16 protein-coding genes are annotated in these 18,964 nt (G+C 50.7%); 11 read left to right on the top strand and 5 right to left on the bottom strand.

Going from position 1 to position 18,964, the window contains the following annotated elements; all coding sequences use genetic code 11:
* The first annotated feature begins 180 nt into the window (after positions 1 to 180).
* From FEK50_RS05885 to FEK50_RS05875, 3 genes are all read left to right on the top strand, one after another.
* On the top strand, positions 181 to 1,122 hold the full coding sequence (locus tag FEK50_RS05885; RefSeq protein WP_131162189.1) for a pseudouridine kinase: 942 nt from the start codon (positions 181 to 183) through the stop codon (positions 1,120 to 1,122).
* Positions 1,110 to 2,048, top strand: a complete 939-nt coding sequence (gene psuG / locus FEK50_RS05880; RefSeq protein ID WP_130217118.1) for a pseudouridine-5'-phosphate glycosidase — start codon at positions 1,110 to 1,112, stop codon at positions 2,046 to 2,048. Before FEK50_RS05885 ends, psuG begins: the two co-directional genes overlap by 13 nt.
* 93 nt (positions 2,049 to 2,141) lie before the next feature.
* Positions 2,142 to 3,392 (top strand): NupC/NupG family nucleoside CNT transporter, encoded by a 1,251-nt coding sequence (locus FEK50_RS05875; protein WP_130207086.1) that lies wholly within the window; start codon positions 2,142 to 2,144, stop codon positions 3,390 to 3,392.
* A 58-nt stretch (positions 3,393 to 3,450) separates the two neighbouring features.
* Here FEK50_RS05875 and FEK50_RS05870 read toward each other — a convergent pair whose 3' ends face one another.
* Positions 3,451 to 4,149: a transcriptional regulator YeiL gene (locus tag FEK50_RS05870; protein WP_131162188.1), complete on the bottom strand. Its 699-nt coding sequence runs from the start codon at positions 4,147 to 4,149 to the stop codon at positions 3,451 to 3,453.
* Between the two features lie 129 nt (positions 4,150 to 4,278).
* Between FEK50_RS05870 and rihB the strand changes: the two genes are divergently transcribed.
* Both rihB and FEK50_RS05860 read left to right on the top strand, forming a co-directional pair.
* Entirely contained in the window at positions 4,279 to 5,220 is a 942-nt protein-coding gene (gene rihB, locus FEK50_RS05865) for a ribosylpyrimidine nucleosidase (RefSeq protein WP_131162187.1), read from the top strand.
* A gap of 99 nt (positions 5,221 to 5,319) precedes the next feature.
* Positions 5,320 to 6,570: a NupC/NupG family nucleoside CNT transporter gene (locus tag FEK50_RS05860; protein ID WP_130260499.1), complete on the top strand. Its 1,251-nt coding sequence runs from the start codon at positions 5,320 to 5,322 to the stop codon at positions 6,568 to 6,570.
* Positions 6,571 to 6,624: 54 nt separating this feature from the next.
* Here FEK50_RS05860 and FEK50_RS05855 read toward each other — a convergent pair whose 3' ends face one another.
* The 3 genes from FEK50_RS05855 to FEK50_RS05845 all read right to left on the bottom strand — a co-directional run bounded on the left by FEK50_RS05855 (position 6,625) and on the right by FEK50_RS05845 (position 9,696).
* Positions 6,625 to 7,713 (bottom strand): sugar kinase, encoded by a 1,089-nt coding sequence (locus FEK50_RS05855; protein WP_130207078.1) that lies wholly within the window; start codon positions 7,711 to 7,713, stop codon positions 6,625 to 6,627.
* 2 nt (positions 7,714 to 7,715) lie between these two features.
* Positions 7,716 to 8,573 carry a deoxyribonuclease IV gene (gene nfo / locus FEK50_RS05850; protein ID WP_000873880.1) on the bottom strand — a complete coding sequence of 286 codons (858 nt, stop codon included), beginning with the start codon at positions 8,571 to 8,573 and terminating at the stop codon, positions 7,716 to 7,718.
* Positions 8,574 to 8,646: 73 nt separating this feature from the next.
* On the bottom strand, positions 8,647 to 9,696 hold the full coding sequence (locus tag FEK50_RS05845) for a YeiH family protein (protein ID WP_000182044.1): 1,050 nt from the start codon (positions 9,694 to 9,696) through the stop codon (positions 8,647 to 8,649).
* Positions 9,697 to 9,794: 98 nt separating this feature from the next.
* On the opposite strand from FEK50_RS05845, the gene yieE reads away from it, so the two are divergent.
* From yieE to cirA, 3 genes are all read left to right on the top strand, one after another.
* On the top strand, positions 9,795 to 10,676 hold the full coding sequence (gene yieE, locus FEK50_RS05840; protein ID WP_130207074.1) for a DNA-binding transcriptional regulator YeiE: 882 nt from the start codon (positions 9,795 to 9,797) through the stop codon (positions 10,674 to 10,676).
* Positions 10,677 to 10,879: 203 nt separating this feature from the next.
* Positions 10,880 to 12,349, top strand: coding sequence for a lysine-specific permease (gene lysP, locus FEK50_RS05835; RefSeq protein WP_130207072.1), 1,470 nt, complete (start codon positions 10,880 to 10,882; stop codon positions 12,347 to 12,349).
* A gap of 285 nt (positions 12,350 to 12,634) precedes the next feature.
* The gene (gene cirA, locus FEK50_RS05830; protein WP_130207070.1) at positions 12,635 to 14,626 is read left to right on the top strand and encodes a catecholate siderophore receptor CirA; all 1,992 of its coding nucleotides are present in this window, start codon (positions 12,635 to 12,637) and stop codon (positions 14,624 to 14,626) included.
* Positions 14,627 to 14,657: 31 nt separating this feature from the next.
* Here the strand turns inward: cirA and yeiG are convergent, their stop codons facing one another.
* Positions 14,658 to 15,494, bottom strand: coding sequence for an S-formylglutathione hydrolase (yeiG, locus tag FEK50_RS05825; protein WP_131162186.1), 837 nt, complete (start codon positions 15,492 to 15,494; stop codon positions 14,658 to 14,660).
* A gap of 257 nt (positions 15,495 to 15,751) precedes the next feature.
* On the opposite strand from yeiG, the gene folE reads away from it, so the two are divergent.
* The 3 genes from folE to galS all read left to right on the top strand — a co-directional run bounded on the left by folE (position 15,752) and on the right by galS (position 18,758).
* Positions 15,752 to 16,420 carry a GTP cyclohydrolase I FolE gene (folE, locus tag FEK50_RS05820; protein WP_001139613.1) on the top strand — a complete coding sequence of 223 codons (669 nt, stop codon included), beginning with the start codon at positions 15,752 to 15,754 and terminating at the stop codon, positions 16,418 to 16,420.
* Between the two features lie 16 nt (positions 16,421 to 16,436).
* Positions 16,437 to 17,594 carry a DUF418 domain-containing protein YeiB gene (gene yeiB / locus FEK50_RS05815; protein ID WP_131162185.1) on the top strand — a complete coding sequence of 386 codons (1,158 nt, stop codon included), beginning with the start codon at positions 16,437 to 16,439 and terminating at the stop codon, positions 17,592 to 17,594.
* A 141-nt stretch (positions 17,595 to 17,735) separates the two neighbouring features.
* On the top strand, positions 17,736 to 18,758 hold the full coding sequence (gene galS, locus FEK50_RS05810) for an HTH-type transcriptional regulator GalS (protein WP_131162184.1): 1,023 nt from the start codon (positions 17,736 to 17,738) through the stop codon (positions 18,756 to 18,758).
* Positions 18,759 to 18,964: the final 206 nt, after the last annotated feature.

The raw sequence follows: 18,964 nt of genomic DNA, 5'->3' as shown, positions 1-18,964 counted from the left end.
TAGCGTTTTGTGAGCCTGTTCAAATCTGCCCATTTTGCCCATCTGGCGGCAATTTACTTTAAGTAAAACATGCATACTATGAGCACATGTTTAAATACGAACACATGTTTAAACGTTATTTGCAGTACCTATATTCTTGTGGATTGACAGAGTTGGTAATTTTTTACCAGGGGACGTGCTATGCGCGAAAAGGAATATGTCGTAATTATAGGTTCGGCGAATATTGATGTCGCCGGATATTCACATGAATCATTAAATTATGCGGATTCAAATCCAGGGAAAATAAAATTTACACCTGGTGGAGTAGGGCGCAATATCGCGCAAAATCTGGCATTGCTGGGGAACAAAGTCTGGCTACTTAGCGCTGTAGGTAGTGATTTTTATGGTCAATCGCTCCTGACGCAAACCAATCAATCCGGTGTTTATGTCGAGAAATGCCTGATTGTGCCAGGGGAAAATACGTCGAGCTATTTATCATTGCTCGATAATACCGGTGAAATGTTGGTTGCTATAAATGACATGAATATTAGTAACTGTATTTCTGCGGAATATCTCGCACAGCACTGTGAATTTATCCAGGGAGCAAAGGTCATTGTCGCTGACTGTAATATCAGTGAAGAGGCGTTGGTCTGGATTCTGGATAATGCCGCCGACGTACCTGTATTTGTCGATCCAGTTTCGGCATGGAAATGTGTCAAAGTGCGCGACCGTCTAAGTCAGATCCACACCCTGAAGCCAAACCGCCTTGAAGCAGAAACCCTGAGCGGGATTGCGTTGTCAGGGCGTGAAGATGCCGCAAAAGTTGCCGCCTGGTTCCATCAACATGGCCTGAACCGCCTGGTACTGAGTATGGGCGGAGACGGCGTTTACTACAATGAAATCGGCGGTGAAAACGGCTGGTCTGCACCGATTAAAACCAATGTCATTAATGTTACCGGAGCGGGCGATGCCATGATGGCAGGTCTTGCTTCGTGTTGGGTCGACGGTATGCCGTTTGCCGAATCTGTTCGTTTTGCACAGGGATGTTCGTCAATGGCGCTCTCCTGTGAATACACCAATAACCCCAATTTATCGATTGCCAACGTTATATCGTTAGTGGAGAACGCAGAATGTCTGAATTAAACATTTCCCCTGAATTATTACAAATTTCCCCGGAAGTTCAGGATGCTTTAAAAAGCAAAAAACCAGTAGTTGCGCTGGAATCGACCATTATCTCTCACGGTATGCCGTTTCCACAAAATGCCCAGACGGCAATTGAAGTGGAAGAAACTATTCGTAAACAGGGCGCTGTACCTGCCACTATCGCCATTATTGGTGGCGTCATGAAAGTGGGCTTAAGCAAAGAAGAAATTGAATTGCTGGGTCGTGAAGGACATAACGTAACCAAAGTTAGCCGTCGCGATTTACCTTTTGTTGTTGCCGCCGGAAAAAATGGCGCAACCACCGTTGCTTCAACGATGATTATTGCGGCGCTTGCCGGAATTAAAGTATTTGCCACCGGGGGAATTGGTGGTGTACATCGTGGGGCGGAACATACCTTCGATATTTCTGCCGATTTGCAGGAACTGGCGCACACCAATGTCACCGTAGTTTGTGCCGGGGCGAAATCTATTCTCGATTTAGGCTTAACTACTGAATATTTAGAAACTTTCGGTGTACCTCTAATTGGCTATCAGACCAAAGCGCTGCCTGCGTTTTTCTGCCGGACCAGCCCGTTTGACGTCAGCATTCGTCTCGACAGTGCCACAGAAATTGCCCGCGCGATGGCGGTGAAATGGCAAAGCGGGCTGAACGGTGGCCTCGTGGTAGCGAACCCGATCCCGGAACAGTTTGCTATGCCGGAACACACTATCAATGCGGCGATCGATCAGGCGGTAGCTGAAGCTGAAGCGCAGGGTGTTATTGGTAAAGAAAGTACGCCGTTCTTGCTGGCGCGCGTTGCTGAACTGACCGGCGGTGACAGCCTGAAATCCAACATCCAGCTGGTGTTCAACAACGCCATTCTGGCGAGTGAAATTGCCAAAGAATACCAGCGTCTCGCGGGTTAATTTCCGACGGGCAGAAAGCCGTCGCCCGTACTGATCATACATACCGAAACCTGGCGCTGGCGCCGGGTTTACTGGCATAAAGGGAAAATCATTATGGATATAATGAGAAGTTTGGTGGGTATGGTGGTATTGCTGGCAATTGCGTTTGTGTTGTCGGTGAATAAAAAGGGCATCAGTTTGCGCACTGTTGGGGCCGCGCTGCTGCTGCAAATCGCCATTGGAGGCATCATGCTCTATTTTCCGCCGGGAAAATGGGCAGTAGAACAGGCGGCATTAGGCGTTCATAAAGTGATGTCTTACAGTGATGCCGGTAGCGCCTTCATTTTTGGTTCGCTGGTTGGGCCGAAAATGGATGTTCTCTTTGATGGCGCGGGCTTTATCTTCGCCTTTCGCGTACTCCCGGCGATTATCTTCGTCACTGCGCTTATCAGCCTACTGTACTACATTGGCGTAATGGGACTGCTGATTCGTATTCTTGGCAGTATTTTCCAGAAAGCCCTCAACATCAGCAAAATCGAATCTTTTGTTGCGGTTACCACTATTTTCCTCGGGCAAAACGAGATCCCGGCGATCGTAAAACCGTTTATCGATCGCATGAATCGCAACGAGTTGTTTACCGCAATTTGTAGCGGGATGGCGTCCATTGCTGGTTCGATGATGATTGGTTATGCCGGAATGGGCGTGCCGATTGACTACCTGTTAGCGGCATCGCTGATGGCTATCCCCGGCGGTATTTTGTTTGCGCGTATTCTTAGCCCAGCAACCGAGCCTTCGCAGGTGACATTTGAAAACCTGTCATTCAGCGAAACGCCGCCAAAAAGCTTTATCGAAGCGGCGGCGAGCGGTGCGATGACCGGGCTGAAAATCGCCGCTGGTGTGGCGACGGTGGTAATGGCGTTTGTCGCAATTATTGCGCTGATCAACGGCATTATCGGCGGAATTGGCGGCTGGTTTGGTTTCGCCAATGCTTCTCTGGAAAGTATTTTTGGCTATGTGCTGGCGCCACTGGCGTGGATCATGGGGGTAGACTGGAGCGATGCTAACCTTGCAGGTAGTCTGATTGGGCAGAAACTGGCGATAAACGAATTTGTTGCTTACCTGAGTTTCTCACCGTATCTGCAAACGGGTGGCACGCTGGAAGTGAAAACCGTGGCGATTATCTCCTTTGCGCTGTGTGGTTTTGCTAACTTTGGTTCTATCGGCGTTGTCGTTGGGGCGTTTTCGGCTATTTCGCCAAAACGTGCTCCGGAAATCGCCCAGCTTGGTTTACGGGCGCTGGCAGCAGCGACGCTTTCCAACCTGATGAGTGCGACTATTGCCGGGTTCTTTCTTGGGCTGGCGTAATGCTCGATTTGTAGTCCAGATAAGACGTATCCGGCAATCGCGCTATTGCAAATAATTTTTACTGCATCATCCCGGAGAATTTATTCTCCGGGTCCATCTCCAGCGCCAGTCCTGACAACTGCTTTCTGTTTTTAATTAGATACCCTTTCTTGTTTTTAATTAATAAACCGTCGTGAATGAATTGCGCGAGAACATATAAAAGATGTCGATAAGAAACGCCCAAATACTCTGCGGCTTGCGTGTGCTTTTCGTGATAAAGATCACTTTCCTGCGAGAGTAATATAAATGCTGCCAGGCGATTCACTAACGGAAATGATTGGTTCTGAGTTAAAGAAACAATATTGCGATAATTTTTATGACTTAAGGTGACGCAGAGATTTCGTAAAAATAGCGTGTCGTTTAATAACAGCGGACGGTAATGTTTCATGGGGAGCGCAATACACCAACACTCTTCAATAGCCTGTACCGCACGCGGTTCATGGTCTTTGTCGATTAACTCAATCTCGCCAATAAAACAGGGCGCGGCAAAGAAATCGATCAGCGACACGCGACCATTGGCCAGCGTGGCGTAAAGCCTGGCACGGCCTCGCGTCAGGTAAAACAGCCAGGACGGCTGTTGCCCTTCCTGCACAATGTAGTCACGCGCTAAAAAATGAAACAGTCGCGTATCGGCTGAAACATCCGTTGAAAAGCAATCCTTAAATGCGGATTCGTTTATCAGTTGTTGCTTCAATTCATTATTGTGGATTTCTTTCACGATGTTTATCCGCTATGAGATTTCTCATATTTAGCATACGTACGCTGTTGTTAAGATTCAATCATCGGCCCGGTCGAATTTTCTTTGCTGTAGAAAAAATAACGCAACTGGAAATAGAGGAAATAAACAATGGAAAAGAGAAAAATTATTCTGGATTGTGATCCGGGTCATGATGATGCTATTGCCATAATGATGGCTGCGAAACATCCGGCGATTGATTTATTAGGTATCACTATTGTGGCGGGTAATCAGACGCTTGATAAAACATTAATTAATGGCCTGAATGTTTGCCAGAAACTGGAGATTAATGTTCCGGTTTATGCGGGGATGCCGCAGCCCATTATGCGTCAACAAATTGTTGCCGATAATATTCACGGTGAAACCGGACTGGATGGCCCGGTATTCGAGCCGCTGACCCGCCAGGCAGAAAACACTCATGCGGTGAAATACATCATCGATACCCTGATGGCAAGCGATGGCGATATCACTCTGGTGCCGGTTGGTCCGTTGTCAAACATCGCGGTGGCAATGCGCATGCAACCCGCAATCCTGCCCAAAATCCGTGAAATTGTACTGATGGGCGGCGCTTATGGTACTGGCAACTTTACGCCATCTGCCGAGTTCAACATCTTTGCTGACCCGGAAGCCGCACGCGTGGTGTTCACCTCCGGCGTTCCGTTGGTGATGATGGGCCTCGATCTCACCAACCAGACCGTTTGCACCCCGGACGTGATTGCACGGATGGAAAGGGCAGGCGGCCCTGCCGGGGAGCTGTTCAGCGACATCATGAACTTCACTCTCAAAACGCAGTTCGAAAACTACGGTCTGGCTGGCGGCCCGGTGCACGACGCCACCTGCATCGGTTATCTGATTAACCCGAATGGCATTAAAACCCAGGATATGTACGTCGAAGTGGACGTTAATAGCGGCCCTTGCTACGGGCGTACCGTCTGCGACGAGGTGGGCGTTCTTGGCAAGCCCGCTAATACCAAAGTCGGCATTACCATCGATACCGACTGGTTCTGGGGCTTAGTCGAAGAGTGCGTTCGCGGCTACATCAAAACCCATTAAGTGTTGATAACAAGCCGGGTCAGTATCGCAAGATGCAGGCCCGGCTATTTCTGATGGGCAGAAAGCCGTCGCCCAAAATGACATGAAGAGATAATAACTATGGATGTCATGAGAAGTGTTCTGGGAATGGTGGTATTGCTGACTATTGCGTTTTTACTGTCAGTAAACAAGAAGAAGATCAGCCTGCGTACCGTTGGCGCGGCGTTAGTGTTACAGATCGTGATTGGCGGCATAATGCTGTGGTTACCGCCAGGGCGTTGGCTCGCTGAAAAAGTCGCTTTTGGCGTGCATAAAGTGATGGCGTACAGCGACGCGGGTAGCGCATTTATCTTCGGTTCTCTGGTCGGACCGAAGATGGATACCTTATTTGATGGCGCAGGATTTATCTTTGGTTTCAGAGTATTACCGGCAATTATCTTCGTCACTGCACTGGTGAGTATTCTCTACTACATCGGTGTGATGGGGATCTTAATTCGCATTCTTGGCGGTATATTCCAGAAAGCATTAAATATCAGCAAGATTGAGTCATTCGTCGCGGTTACTACCATTTTCCTTGGGCAAAACGAAATTCCGGCGATCGTGAAGCCCTTTATCGATCGTCTGAATCGCAATGAGCTGTTTACAGCTATTTGCAGCGGTATGGCCTCAATTGCCGGTTCGACGATGATTGGTTACGCTGCACTGGGCGTGCCTGTGGAATATTTGCTGGCGGCATCGTTAATGGCGATCCCCGGCGGGATCTTGTTTGCCCGCCTGTTAAGCCCGGCTACGGAATCTTCGCAGGTGTCCTTTAATAACCTCTCTTTCACCGAAACACCGCCAAAAAGCATTATTGAGGCCGCTGCTACAGGGGCAATGACCGGGCTGAAAATCGCTGCGGGTGTGGCGACAGTAGTCATGGCATTTGTTGCCATCATTGCGTTAATTAACGGTATTATCGGCGGCGTTGGCGGCTGGTTTGGTTTTGAACAAGCCTCGCTGGAGTCCATTTTAGGTTATCTGCTGGCCCCGCTGGCGTGGGTGATGGGTGTTGACTGGAGTGATGCGAATCTTGCCGGGAGTTTGATTGGGCAGAAGCTGGCGATCAACGAATTTGTCGCTTATCTCAATTTCTCGCCATATCTGCAAACGGGTGGCTCTCTGGATGCTAAAACCGTGGCGATTATTTCTTTTGCGCTGTGCGGTTTCGCTAACTTTGGTTCTATCGGGGTAGTGGTTGGGGCATTTTCTGCGGTTGCGCCACACCGTGCGCCGGAAATCGCCCAGCTTGGTTTACGGGCGCTGGCGGCGGCGACGCTTTCCAACCTGATGAGTGCGACCATTGCCGGGTTCTTTATTGGTTTAGCGTAGTGCGCGATTTATGAGCCGGATAAGACGCGTTAAGCGTCGCATCCGGCAACATTGTTACACCATTGGCACTAATGAAAGCGCGTTATCGGCAGACAGGGTAGGGTTGTTTAAGCTGCCGCTGGCGCGCGAAATTGCCGCGCAGGCCATCGCAAAATGGGCGCTATCACGGAAACTGCTTCCTTCCAGAAAGCTATACACCAGGCCCGCCATAAAACCATCGTCAGCACCAAAACTGTCTACCGTCGTATGTGCTGGCGGAGTCAGCAAAAATTGTTCACCATCCTTTTCGCTGCAATAAACTGACTCATCGGGCAAATAAACAAACAGATGCTGAACACCTTGCTGATGCAACGCATTCACTGCGGCATTACGATCAGCATCGCTGGTTATCGGCTGGCCCCATAAAATTTCCAGCTCTGGCAAAGTGGGTTTCAGAGTGTGAATATGCGCCAGCCAGTGTTTGATTTTGCCCGCTTTAAATTCTGAAACGGTATCGACAAACACCGGGATTTCATCGGCAAGGGTGAAGACCCACTCCAGCGCCTCGGCAGTCAGGTTACAATCTGCCAGCACCACGCCCGCATGATGAAGTAAATCGCGCGACCCGTTCAGTAGTTGCGGTGTCAACTGTTCCAGCAGATGGGTATCGTTAATCGCCAGCACGGTTTCATCGTCTCGATTGGCAATTGCCAGATACGTCGATGTGCTTTGGCCGTGTAAACGAACACAGCCGGAGACATTCACTCCGGCGCGGCGCGTCTCTTCCAGGAGCATTTCGCCATAAAAGTCATCGCCAATCACCGAGAGTAAATGGACGTCGCGGCCTAACAGCGCCAGATTGTGGGCAATGTTGCGCCCAACGCCGCCCGCCGAGCAATGAATCGTACCGGGATTAGAGGCCGCTTGCGGATAACGGATATCCGCCATCCCGCGAATATCCATATTGATTGTTCCCACCACCACGCAATATTCCTGCTCGGTGAGAATGTAACCTTTGCCTTTAATCCGCCCTTTGCGCATTAAATCCATAATATGCGCCGCAACGCGCGAACGGCTAATTTGCAGCATATCCGCAATTTCATTCTGCTGAATCAGCGGGTTACGCCGTAAAATTGCAAGGATTTCCTTCTCCCGGTTGTTCATTTTCAGGCTACCGCTTTTTCAGTTTGTTGCGCTTTCAGCCAGGCGATCTCTTCTGCCCAGATATCCGGGTTGATGGTTTCGAGGATCAGCGGAATCCCGTCGAAGCGGTCGTCCTGCATGATCCAGCGGAACGCATCATGACCGATATTGCCTTCACCAAGGCTATGATGGCGGTCAACGCGGCTGCCAAAGGTACTTTTCGCATCGTTGAGGTGCATCCCGCGCAGATACTTAAAGCCAACAATACGAGCAAAATCAGCGAACGTTTTCTCGCATTCGGCTGGAGTACGCAAATCATACCCGGCAGCGAAAGCATGGCAGGTATCAATGCAGACGCCGACGCGGGATTTATCTTCCACACCGTCGATAATCGCCGCGAGATGTTCGAATTTAAATCCAAGGTTGCTGCCCTGACCGGCGGTATTTTCAATAACCGCGGTCACACCTTGTGTTTTATCCAGTGCAATGTTGATGGATTCGGCAATACGCGCAAGGCAATCCTCTTCTGAAATCTGCATCAGATGGCTGCCAGGGTGGAAGTTGAGCAAAGAAAGTCCCAGTTGTTCGCAACGCTGCATTTCATCTATAAAGGCATCGCGCGATTTTTCCAGGGCTTCAGCGACCGGATGTCCGAGGTTAATCAGATAACTGTCGTGGGGAAGAATTTGCGCCGATGTGTAGTGATATTTTTCACAGGCGGCTTTGAATTCATCGATGGTTTGCGTCGTGAGCGGTGCGGCACGCCACTGACGTTGGTTTTTGGTGAACAAGGCAAACGCGGTTGCGTCGATTTCGGCGGCGCGAATTGCGGCATTTGCCAGACCGCCAGCAGCACTAACGTGCGCTCCAATGTATTTCATGCGAGGACTCCTGTTAAACCCGCTGGAGGAAAACGGTAATGATAGCGGGTTAACAGGAGCAAGATGTAGTGGTTTATGCGATGACGCTTTGAATCACATAGTTAATTGCACCACCACCAACAATCAGCCAGGCAAACAGTACCAGTGCCATCAGCAGAGGTTTCGCCCCGGCTTTTTTCAGCGCGCTGACGTGAGTGGTCAGACCCAGCGCCGCCATCGCCATTGCCAGCAGGAATGTATCCAGCGTTACCAGCATGTTCACCACGCTCTGCGGTAACAGGTGGAACGAGTTAAAGATGGCAACTACGATGAACAAGATGGCAAACCACGGAATAGTGATTTTGCTTTTCTCGCCGCTGTTCGCCCCAGACAGCTGTTTAACACGCGCCGCCAGCAGGATGAGGAACGGGGCCAGCATCATCACGCGCAGCATTTTGGAAATAACCGCTGCGTTTTCTGCATCCGGGCTGATGGCATGACCTGCCGCCACCACCTGCGCCACTTCGTGCACAGTAGAACCAATGTAGATACCGAAAGTTTCCGGGCTAAACCATTGAGACATCAGTGGATATATCGCCGGGTAGAGGAAAATCGCGACGGTCCCGAAGATAACAACGGTTGCAACAGCCACGGTTACTTTACTGGCTTCCGCTTTCACTACCGGCTCAGTCGCCAGTACCGCTGCAGCACCACAGATACTGCTACCGGCACCGATCAACCAGCTGGTGTGCTTATCCAGACCAAACACTTTCTGCCCCAGGAAGCAAGCCAGCAGGAAGGTACTGGACAGCGTCAGCACGTCAATGATGATCCCACTGATACCGACATCGGCAATTTGTGAGAACGTCAGACGGAAGCCATAAAGAATGATACCCAGACGTAATAAATATTGCTTGGCAAACAGCACGCCACCGTCACAGCTTTTCCAGATGTGCGGATAGATGGTGTTGCCTAAAACCATCCCCAACAAGATTGCGAGGGTGAGGGCACTAAACCCGGCACCCGCAATCGCGGGAATGGAACCACCCCACAGGGCGACCCCGGTGATAACTGCACTCAGGGCTAACCCCGGAATAAAATGCCACAGTGTACGATGTTGTTTCTGTAAGGTGATATTCGTCATAACCCTCTCCTTTAACCGGGCATAAGGTTACGACTAACTGGTTTAAAAATAAAATTGATTATATATTTATAATTAATCTTTATAAGTGGTAAGCGACTATGCACATCACCCTCCGGCAGTTGGAAGTTTTTGCAGAAGTATTGAAAAGTGGATCAACCACCCAGGCGTCGGTGATGCTGGCGTTGTCGCAATCAGCAGTGAGTGCAGCCTTGACCGACCTGGAAGGGCAGCTTGGCGTGCAACTGTTTGATCGCGTGGGTAAAAGACTGGTTGTTAATGAACACGGGCGGCTGCTCTATCCGCGTGCGTTGGCACTGCTTGAACAGGCGATTGAAATCGAACAACTGTTTCGCGAAGACAACGGCGCGATTCGTGTCTATGCCAGTAGTACCATCGGTAACTACATTCTGCCTGCAGTCATCGCCCGTTATCGCCATGATTATCCGCAGTTGCCGATTGAACTGAGCGTTGGGAACAGCCAGGACGTGATGCAAGCGGTGCTGGATTTCCGCGTTGATATTGGCTTTATTGAAGGACCGTGCCACAGCACTGAAATCATTTCTGAACCGTGGCTGGAAGACGAGCTGGTGGTTTTCGCCGCGCCGACTTCGCCGCTGGCTCGTGGTCCGGTCACCTTAGAACAGCTGGCCGCTGCGCCGTGGATCCTGCGTGAACGCGGTTCAGGCACGCGGGAGATTGTCGATTATCTGTTACTGTCGCATTTACCGAAGTTTGAGATGGCGATGGAATTAGGTAACTCCGAGGCAATCAAACATGCGGTGCGTCATGGGTTGGGAATTAGTTGCCTGTCGCGAAGGGTCATTGAAGATCAATTGCAGGCTGGCACATTAAGTGAAGTTGCTGTCCCTCTGCCGCGCCTGATGCGTACGTTGTGGCGTATACATCATCGGCAGAAACACCTTTCCAACGCGTTACGGCGCTTTCTGGAGTACTGCGATTCCTCCACTTTGCCGCGTTAATCCGTTGTACAGAAACCTACGGGGCTGTGTCGATTTTGTGACGCAGCACCACCGGTATACATTCGCCAGAAAAGAGATTGGTTGCTTTACTTATAATCCCTGGACGATCATGAAGGTGTCTTATAAAAGCGTATTTCTACCGGAAGGATTGCAAATCGTCTGCTACAATCGCGCCTCATTTTTAAGATGGATAGCATTTTCGTATGGTTTCCGAAACTAAAACCACAGAAGCGCCGGGCTTACGCCGTGAATTAAAGGCGCGTCACCTGACGATGATTGCCATTGGCGGTTCCATCGGTACGGGTCTTTTTGTTGCCTCTGGCGCAACGATCTCTCAGGCAGGTCCAGGTGGGGCGCTGCTCTCGTATATTCTGATCGGCCTGATGGTTTACTTCCTGATGACCAGTCTTGGTGAACTGGCGGCATATATGCCGGTTTCTGGTTCCTTTGCCACTTACGGTCAGAACTATGTAGAAGAAGGCTTTGGCTTCGCGCTGGGCTGGAACTACTGGTACAACTGGGCGGTAACTATCGCCGTTGACCTGGTGGCCGCTCAGTTGGTCATGAGCTGGTGGTTCCCGGACACCCCGGGTTGGATCTGGAGTGCGCTGTTCCTCGGCGTTATCTTCCTCCTGAACTACATTTCAGTTCGTGGCTTTGGCGAGGCGGAATACTGGTTCTCACTGATCAAAGTCACCACGGTCATTGTCTTTATCATCGTCGGCGTGATGATGATTATCGGCATCTTCAAAGGCGCACAGCCTGCGGGCTGGAGCAACTGGACGATTGGCGAAGCACCATTTGCTGGTGGTTTTGCGGCGATGATCGGTGTGGCAATGATTGTCGGCTTCTCTTTCCAGGGAACCGAGCTGATCGGTATTGCTGCAGGCGAGTCCGAAGAACCGGCGAAAAACATTCCACGCGCGGTACGTCAGGTGTTCTGGCGAATCCTGCTGTTCTATGTGTTCGCAATCCTGATCATCAGCCTGATCATTCCATACACCGATCCGAGCCTGCTGCGTAATGATGTTAAAGACATCAGCGTCAGCCCGTTCACCCTGGTGTTCCAGCATGCGGGTCTGCTCTCTGCGGCGGCGGTGATGAACGCGGTTATTCTGACGGCGGTGCTGTCAGCGGGTAACTCCGGTATGTATGCGTCTACTCGTATGCTGTACACCCTGGCGTGTGACGGTAAAGCACCGCGCATTTTCGCTAAATTATCGCGTGGCGGCGTACCGCGTAACGCACTGTATGCGACCACGGTAATTGCAGGTCTGTGCTTCCTGACCTCCATGTTTGGTAACCAGACGGTATACCTGTGGCTGCTGAACACCTCCGGTATGACAGGCTTTATCGCCTGGCTGGGAATTGCGATCAGCCATTATCGTTTCCGTCGCGGTTATGTGCTGCAGGGGCATGATATTAACGATCTGCCGTACCGTTCAGGCTTCTTCCCGCTGGGACCGATCTTCGCTTTTGTGCTGTGCCTGATTATCACTCTGGGCCAGAACTACGAAGCGTTCCTGAAAGACACTATCGACTGGGGTGGCGTAGCGGCAACCTATATTGGCATCCCGCTGTTCCTTATGATCTGGTTTGGCTATAAGTTGATTAAAGGAACCCACTTCGTACGCTACAGCGAAATGAAGTTCCCGCAGAACGATAAGAAATAAGTTTTACCCCTTCCTTAATAAAGCCCTCTCAACCGAGAGGGCTTTTTCTTTTCCTTAGTATTCATACGGATATAAAATTTAACATTTGGATTGATAATTGTTATCGTTTGCATTATCGTTACGCAGAAATCAAAAAAGGCTGACAAATCAGAGGCTGTTCAGGCTTTTGGGATGATCACCTGCATACAAAAAAGTCTACCGCGATGCTGCCGTACGCAAGGGGACATGAAGAAGATGTGAGCGATAACCCATTTTATTTTCGTAGTTACCTCATGGAGATATGGAATGTTTAGGTTGAACCCTTTCGTACGGGTCGGGCTGTGTTTGTCCGCAGTTTCATGTGCATGGCCTGTGTTAGCGGTTGATGATGATGGCGAAACGATGGTAGTCACGGCATCTTCCGTTGAACAAAACCTCAAAGATGCGCCCGCCAGTATCAGTGTCATTACCCAGCAAGATTTGCAACGTAAACCAGTGCAAAATTTGAAGGATGTCCTCAAAGAAGTGCCGGGCGTACAACTGACTAACGAAGGGGACAACCGTAAGGGCGTCAGTATTCGTGGTCTGGATAGCAGCTACACCCTGATTCTTGTCGATGGTAAACGTGTTAACTCGCGCAATGCCGTCTTCCGCCATAATGACTTTGACCTGAACTGGATCCCGGTCGATTCTATCGAACGTATCGAAGTGGTACGTGGCCCGATGTCTTCACTGTATGGTTCCGATGCGCTCGGCGGCGTGGTGAACATCATCACTAAAAAAATCGGCCAGAAATGGTCAGGTACGGTAACGGTAGATACCACCATTCAGGAACATCGCGATCGCGGTGACACCTACAACGGCCAGTTCTTCACGAGTGGACCGCTGATTGACGGCGTGCTGGGAATGAAAGCTTACGGCAGCCTGGCAAAACGTGAAAAGGATGACCCGCAGAGTTCCTCTACTACCGACACGGGAGAAACGCCGCGTATTGAAGGATTCTCCAGCCGCGACGGCAATGTCGAATTTGCCTGGACGCCGAATCAAAATCACGATTTTACCGCTGGTTACGGTTTCGACCGCCAGGATCGCGATTCTGACTCGCTGGACAAAAACCGCCTCGAACGCCAGAACTACTCCGTAAGCCATAATGGGCGCTGGGATTACGGCACCAGCGAACTGAAATATTATGGTGAGAAAGTCGAGAACAAAAACCCAGGCAACAGTAGCCCGATTACTTCCGAAAGTAACACGGTCGATGGTAAATACACGCTGCCGCTGACGGCTATCAATCAGTTTGTCACGGTGGGTGGTGAATGGCGCCACGACAAACTTAGCGATGCGGTGAACCTGACCGGCGGTACCAGCACTAAAACGTCCGCCAGTCAGTACGCGCTGTTTGTGGAAGATGAATGGCGGATCTTCGAGCCGCTGGCGCTGACGACCGGCGTGCGTATGGACGATCACGAAACCTACGGCGAACACTGGAGCCCGCGTGCCTATCTGGTCTATAACGCCACCGATACCGTAACAGTAAAAGGCGGCTGGGCGACGGCTTTTAAAGCACCTTCGTTATTACAACTTAGCCCCGACTGGACGACCAACTCCTGCCGTGGCGCATGCAAGATTATTGGTAGCCCGGACCTGAAACCAGAAACCAGCGAAAGTTGGGAGCTGGGGCTTTACTACATGGGCGAAGAAGGTTGGTTGGAAGGCGTTGAATCCAGTGTGACCGTCTTCCGCAATGATGTGAAAGATCGTATTAGCATCAGCCGTACATCTGACGTCAATGCTGCGCCGGGTTACCAAAACTTTGTTGGTTTTGAAACGGGGGCAAACGGTCGACGTATACCGGTGTTCAGTTACTACAACGTCAATAAAGCACGTATCCAGGGTGTGGAAACTGAGTTGAAAATCCCGTTCAACGATGAATGGAAGCTGTCACTCAACTACACCTACAACGATGGACGCGATGTCAGCAACGGTGAAAACAAACCGCTATCCGATCTGCCGTTCCATACCGCTAACGGTACGCTGGACTGGAAACCGCTGGCGCTGGAAGACTGGTCGTTTTATGTTTCTGGTCACTACACTGGTCAGAAACGAGCCGATAGCGATACCGCTAAAACACCGGGCGGTTATACCATCTGGAATACCGGCGCGGCCTGGCAGGTGACCAAAGATGTCAAACTGCGCGCAGGCGTGCTGAACCTGGGCGACAAAGATCTGAGTCGTGATGACTACAGCTATAACGAAGACGGGCGTCGTTACTTTATGGCAGTGGATTATCGCTTCTGATGAAGAGATGCCCGGCGAACCGGGCGAACTTTCACTTCAGTAAATACTGCGCATGGAAGCGCAGATGATCCTCTATAAAAGAAGCAATGAAGTAATAACTGTGATCATAACCAGGTTGAATACGTAGCGTCATCGGCCACGCTTTCTGGCGCGCAGCTTCTGCCAGTACCGCGGGTTGAAGCTGGTCGGCAAGAAACTGATCGTTATCACCCTGATCGATAAGCGTCGGAATCGCATCTTGCGCATTGCTGGCGTACATCAGCGCGCAACTGTCCCATTCCAGCCATGCATTTTTGTCCTCACCTAAATAGGCGCTAAATGCTTTGATTCCCCACGGGACGCTGCACGGATTCACAATCGGCGCAAAGGCCGAAACGCTGGTGTATTTGCCCGGATTTTTCAGCGCCATAATCAATGCGCCATGACCACCCATCGAATGACCGCTAATAGCACAGCGATCGCTGACGTTAAATTGCGATTGAATCAGCATCGGTAATTCATCGTGCAGATAATCATACATCCGGTAATGCGTCGCCCACGGTGGTTGCGTGGCGTTGAGATAAAATCCTGCACCCTGGCCTAAATCGTAGCCATCATCGTTGGCAACCTGTTCGCCGCGCGGGCTGGTGTCTGGCATCACCAGCACAATCCCCAGTTCTGCCGCTACGCGCTGAGCGCCTGCTTTGGTGGTGAAGTTCTCGTCATTGCAGGTTAAACCTGAAAGCCAGTACAGCACAGGCGGTGGGGCGTTGTCGCGGGGCGGTGGGAGAAAGATGCTGAACGTCATCGGGCAATTTAAGGTACTGGAGTCGTGCCGCCAGCGTTGCTGCCAGCCTTCAAAACAGCGGTGCTCTTCGAGCATTTCCATGCGTGGCTCCTTGTTGTGTTGTTTGCATTTTAGTCATCATACCGTTTATTCAATGCGCTGTGAGTAACTTTCACTTCCGCATATGCATAACGATGTTTTAACATCTAACGCTGAAAGGCAGCGGCAATTACAATAATTATCGCTGTGAATACTGGATTATGTGCGCCACCTCACGCACAATAATCGGGCTGCTAATCAGCTTAATAACTTTGCCCCCACGCAGGGCGGAGGCGTCACACCTGCAGGAGAAAACGTAAATGCCATCACTCAGTAAAGAAGCGGCCCTGGTTCATGAAGCGTTAGTTGCGCGAGGACTGGAAACACCGCTGCGCCCGCCCGTGCATGAAATGGATAACGAAACGCGCAAAAGCCTTATCGCCGGTCATATGACTGAAATCATGCAGCTATTGAATCTCGACCTCGCTGATGACAGTTTGATGGAAACGCCGCATCGCATCGCTAAAATGTATGTCGATGAAATTTTCTCCGGTCTGGATTACGCCAATTTCCCGAAAATCACCCTCATTGAAAACAAAATGAAGGTCGATGAAATGGTCACCGTGCGCGATATCACCCTGACCAGCACCTGCGAGCACCATTTTGTCACTATCGATGGCAAAGCGACGGTAGCCTATATCCCGAAAGATTCGGTGATTGGCCTGTCGAAAATTAACCGCATCGTGCAGTTCTTTGCCCAGCGCCCGCAGGTGCAGGAACGTCTGACTCAGCAAATCCTCATTGCGCTGCAAACGCTGCTGGGGACCAATAACGTGGCTGTCTCCATCGACGCGGTGCATTACTGCGTGAAAGCGCGTGGCATCCGCGATGCAACCAGCGCCACGACAACGACCTCCCTCGGTGGTTTGTTCAAATCCAGTCAGAATACGCGGCACGAGTTTCTGCGCGCTGTGCGTCATCACAACTGATTAAAAGGCAGGAACCATGGAGCGCAACGTCACGCTCGATTTTGTTCGCGGCGTCGCCATTCTGGGGATCCTGCTATTAAACATCAGCGCCTTTGGTTTACCAAAGGCGGCTTATCTCAATCCCGCCTGGTATGGCACTATTACCCCGTCCGACGCCTGGACCTGGGCGTTTTTGGATCTCATCGGTCAGGTAAAATTCCTCACGCTTTTTGCGCTGCTGTTTGGCGCGGGCCTGCAAATGTTGCTGCCGCGCGGCAGACGCTGGATTCAGTCGCGGTTAACACTGTTAGTCTTGCTGGGCTTTATTCACGGTTTATTGTTCTGGGACGGCGATATCCTGCTGGCTTACGGGTTGGTGGGCTTAATCAGTTGGCGACTGGTGCGCGATGCGCCATCGGTAAACAGTTTATTTAATACTGGCGTGATGCTGTATCTGGTGGGGATTGGCGTTTTGCTGTTGCTGGGGTTGATTTCTGACAGCCAGACCAGCCGCGCCTGGACGCCAGATGCATCGGCCATTTTGTATGAAAAATACTGGAAACTTCATGGCGGCGTTGAAGCGATCAGTAACCGCGCCGATGGCGTAGGCAACAGTTTACTGGCACTGGGCGCGCAGTATGGCTGGCAACTGGCGGGGATGATGTTAATTGGCGCGGCGCTGATGCGTAGCGGCTGGCTGAAAGGGCAGTTCAGCTTACGTCACTATCGTCGTACCGGTTTTGTGCTGGTGGCAATTGGTGTGCTGATTAACCTTCCTGCTATCGCACTGCAATGGCGGCTGGACTGGGCGTATCGCTGGTGTGCCTTCTTACTTCAAATGCCGCGTGAACTTAGCGCGCCGTTTCAGGCAATTGGCTATGCGTCGCTGTTTTATGGCTTTTGGCCGCAATTAAGCCGCTTTAAGCTGGTATTGGCAATCGCCTGCGTCGGACGGATGGCGCTAACCAATTATCTACTGCAAACGCTGATTTGTACCACGCTGTTTTACCACCTCGGTTTGTTTATCCAGTTTGACCGCCTGGAGTTGCTGGTGTTTATCGTTCCGGTATGGCTGGCGAACCTGCTTTTCTCTGTTATCTGGCTGCGTTACTTCCGTCAGGGGCCGGTGGAATGGCTCTGGCGTCAGTTAACCTTGCGCGCTGCCGGACCTGCATTATCTAAAACATCCAGATAACGATCTGGATCACATTCATTAACAAAACGGCTGTAACCGTTTCCATTGCTGTGACTCGATTCACGAAGTCCTGTATTCAGTGCTGACAAAATAGCCGCCAGCAAGCAGTAACCTACTGCAATCTCATAACAGGTAGTGAATATGATCACCATTCGTGATGTAGCGCGTCAGGCTGGCGTCTCTGTGGCAACGGTTTCCCGGGTGCTCAATAACAGCACGCTGGTAAGTGCCGACACGCGTGAAGCAGTTATGAAAGCGGTGAGTGAGTTGGATTATCGGCCAAATGCCAATGCACAGGCGCTGGCAACTCAGGTGAGCGATACCATCGGTGTGGTGGTCATGGATGTTTCAGATGCATTTTTCGGCGCATTGGTTAAAGCCGTCGATCTCGTTGCCCAGCAACATCAGAAATATGTGTTGATTGGCAATAGCTATCATGAAGCGGAAAAAGAGCGTCATGCCATCGAAGTGCTAATCCGCCAGCGTTGTAACGCGTTGATCGTTCATTCAAAAGCGTTAAGTGACGATGAACTGGCGCAATTTATGGACAACATTCCTGGCATGGTGCTCATCAATCGGGTTGTGCCTGGCTATGCCCATCGCTGTGTTTGTCTGGATAATATTAGCGGCGCCAGAATGGCGACGCGCATGTTGCTGAACAACGGCCATCAACGTATCGGCTATCTCTCTTCCAGCCACAGCATTGAAGATGACGCAATGCGTAAAGCGGGCTGGATAAGCGCGCTGAAAGAGCAGGATATTATTCCGCCGGAAAGCTGGATTGGCACGGGGACACCGGATATGCCAGGCGGCGAGGCGGCGATGGTTGAACTACTCGGGCGCAATCTACAACTTACCGCTGTATTTGCCTATAACGACAATATGGCCGCTGGCGCTCTGACGGCATTAAAAGATAATGGCATTGCGATTCCGTTACATCTCTCAATCATTGGTTTCGATGATATCCCCATTGCTCGTTACACCGACCCGCAATTAACGACTGTGCGTTACCCCATTGCTTCGATGGCAAAATTAGCCACGGAACTGGCCTTGCAGGGGGCAGCAGGCAACATTGATCCGCGTGCCAGCCACTGTTTTATGCCGACGTTAGTGCGCCGCCATTCTGTCGCAATACGCCAGAATGCGGCGGCGATCACTAACTGAGCAAATCAGAGGATGTAACCGCTTTCAATTTGTGAGTGATTTCACAGTATGTTAACAATGTGGTAGCTATGATTGCACCGTTTTAACGTTGTAACTTGTATGTAACAGCGAATAATCGCTTTTATCGAGGTTATGGCGTCGTAACAACAATTAGAGCCGTTTTATGGAGCGTTACCGGGCATGGACGAACGGATTTTTAAAAATGA

The organism is Escherichia sp. E2586 (assembly GCF_005781105.1).
Lineage (GTDB): Bacteria > Pseudomonadota > Gammaproteobacteria > Enterobacterales > Enterobacteriaceae > Escherichia.
The sequence above is the reverse complement of the archived record's forward strand: the minus strand, read 5'-3'. Positions and strand labels throughout refer to the sequence as shown.

What these genes read in the sequence shown, in the direction of transcription:
- yieE (WP_130207074.1), top strand. Translation starts at nt 9,795, where the DNA reads ATGCACATCACCCTCCGGCAGTTGGAAGTTTTTGCAGAAGTATTGAAA.
- psuG (WP_130217118.1), top strand. Translation starts at nt 1,110, where the DNA reads ATGTCTGAATTAAACATTTCCCCTGAATTATTACAAATTTCCCCGGAA.
- FEK50_RS05855 (WP_130207078.1), bottom strand. Translation starts at nt 7,713, where the DNA reads ATGAACAACCGGGAGAAGGAAATCCTTGCAATTTTACGGCGTAACCCG.
- rihB (WP_131162187.1), top strand. Translation starts at nt 4,279, where the DNA reads ATGGAAAAGAGAAAAATTATTCTGGATTGTGATCCGGGTCATGATGAT.
- yeiB (WP_131162185.1), top strand. Translation starts at nt 16,437, where the DNA reads ATGGAGCGCAACGTCACGCTCGATTTTGTTCGCGGCGTCGCCATTCTG.
- folE (WP_001139613.1), top strand. Translation starts at nt 15,752, where the DNA reads ATGCCATCACTCAGTAAAGAAGCGGCCCTGGTTCATGAAGCGTTAGTT.
- FEK50_RS05875 (WP_130207086.1), top strand. Translation starts at nt 2,142, where the DNA reads ATGGATATAATGAGAAGTTTGGTGGGTATGGTGGTATTGCTGGCAATT.
- cirA (WP_130207070.1), top strand. Translation starts at nt 12,635, where the DNA reads ATGTTTAGGTTGAACCCTTTCGTACGGGTCGGGCTGTGTTTGTCCGCA.
- yeiG (WP_131162186.1), bottom strand. Translation starts at nt 15,494, where the DNA reads ATGGAAATGCTCGAAGAGCACCGCTGTTTTGAAGGCTGGCAGCAACGC.
- FEK50_RS05845 (WP_000182044.1), bottom strand. Translation starts at nt 9,696, where the DNA reads ATGACGAATATCACCTTACAGAAACAACATCGTACACTGTGGCATTTT.
- FEK50_RS05860 (WP_130260499.1), top strand. Translation starts at nt 5,320, where the DNA reads ATGGATGTCATGAGAAGTGTTCTGGGAATGGTGGTATTGCTGACTATT.
- lysP (WP_130207072.1), top strand. Translation starts at nt 10,880, where the DNA reads ATGGTTTCCGAAACTAAAACCACAGAAGCGCCGGGCTTACGCCGTGAA.
- nfo (WP_000873880.1), bottom strand. Translation starts at nt 8,573, where the DNA reads ATGAAATACATTGGAGCGCACGTTAGTGCTGCTGGCGGTCTGGCAAAT.
- FEK50_RS05885 (WP_131162189.1), top strand. Translation starts at nt 181, where the DNA reads ATGCGCGAAAAGGAATATGTCGTAATTATAGGTTCGGCGAATATTGAT.
- galS (WP_131162184.1), top strand. Translation starts at nt 17,736, where the DNA reads ATGATCACCATTCGTGATGTAGCGCGTCAGGCTGGCGTCTCTGTGGCA.